The organism is Microcystis sp. LE19-131.1A (assembly GCF_027532015.1).
In the GTDB taxonomy this organism is placed as follows: domain Bacteria; phylum Cyanobacteriota; class Cyanobacteriia; order Cyanobacteriales; family Microcystaceae; genus Microcystis; species Microcystis ichthyoblabe_A.
In genome coordinates, this window is record NZ_JAPZSS010000174.1 from 1 (window position 1) to 1,233 (window position 1,233).

At 46.6% G+C, this 1,233-nt stretch carries 2 protein-coding genes and 1 pseudogene; 1 reads left to right on the forward strand and 2 read right to left on the reverse strand.

The features are described 5' to 3' along the window. Positions 1 to 132 (forward strand): annotated as a pseudogene (locus O9323_RS13605) (IS630-like element ISMae24 family transposase); the annotation flags it as partial. Between the two features lie 34 nt (positions 133 to 166). On the opposite strand, the gene O9323_RS13610 reads toward O9323_RS13605, so the two are convergent. Both O9323_RS13610 and O9323_RS13615 read right to left on the reverse strand, forming a co-directional pair. After that, positions 167 to 382, reverse strand: coding sequence for a hypothetical protein (locus tag O9323_RS13610; protein ID WP_002774742.1), 216 nt, complete (start codon positions 380 to 382; stop codon positions 167 to 169). 244 nt (positions 383 to 626) lie between these two features. Next, the gene (locus tag O9323_RS13615) at positions 627 to 1,091 is read right to left on the reverse strand and encodes a thermonuclease family protein (RefSeq protein ID WP_288125283.1); all 465 of its coding nucleotides are present in this window, start codon (positions 1,089 to 1,091) and stop codon (positions 627 to 629) included. Positions 1,092 to 1,233: the final 142 nt, after the last annotated feature.

The following is a 1,233-nucleotide window of genomic DNA, read 5'->3' on the forward strand; positions in this document are numbered from 1 at the left end:
GAAATATTATGGAGATTTTTAAAATATGAATGGATTGAATTTAGCGCCTATAAAGACCGAAAGAGCCTCCTCGCTTACGTTAAAAAAGTGCTGGACAATTTTGGAGGCGAGTATGTAATTAATTTTGCCTAGGTACTTATCAGTTATCAGCGATCAGTCAACAGCCCTAAATGAAACTGGCATTAACCTGATAGGAGATCAAATCTCCCTCGACAAAGAAACTTAGCCCGTAGCGACCCGGTGTTAAATTCAAGGATAATCGAACTGGCAGAGCCAGCGCTTCGCTCCCGCCGTATTCAACCGAGCCAACAACAGTTGCGACACCCTTACTATCGAATCGCACTAACTCGGTGATCACGTTGGGATCGGTGGCGAGTTCCAAACGAAGGTTACGCGAAGTCCTGATCTTAGTCTGTCCACACTATCCCAAACGCCGCAGCGATTAGTTTCCCCTAAATGACCGTCAACCTCGAAGCTTTTGCCCGTCCTTGCGGTTCCCAGATCGAGCGCCCCGCCCCATTCCCGACTCAGATCCAGTCTGGCATAAATCTCGCCGTCCATTCCAGTAATAATATCTCTGTTCATAATTTACCTCTGGGAATTTTTCTATCTCTACAGATCAAAAACTACCGATTCCGTTTTCGCCATTCCCAGGGTGGCATCGGGTTTCCCCCGCAAATTCCCTTGCGGTTCGATCGAGCTTCGGTAAAAGCCCTTTCGATTTCATTCCAGCTTGGACAGTTGCCCTTGAATCGATCGTAAGCCCAAACCATACCATCTTTTACCTGCTGCAGTTGAACTAGCTGACCGTTGGCGTACACCTCGGCCACGGTGCGCCCAAAGGGATCAGTATCAACCGCATTGATGCTGACTTGGTTATTCGCTCGGTTGAGTAGCGATCGCAAGTGATCACGACTGGCGATGCCGTTTTCCTGTTTGATTTCTGGGGCATCAACACAAGCGAATCTGATTCTCTGCTCTTTTCCGTCACAATCGACCCTAATCGTGTCGCCGTCGTGTACCGAACCCCTGACCACCGTGCAAGTGCGGGTATTGGCTAAGGTTGAGGAGGGAAGGTTCTGACAGAACACCAATAAGTAGTCATGCAAAATTAATTACCCAAATAAAAAATTAAGAAGTATAATACATAAAAAAACGAAGCAGCAGGAAAATACAATGAGATTGATTAGAGACCTAAACCCCGAGAGCCAGAAAATGCTAGAGAGAATTTAT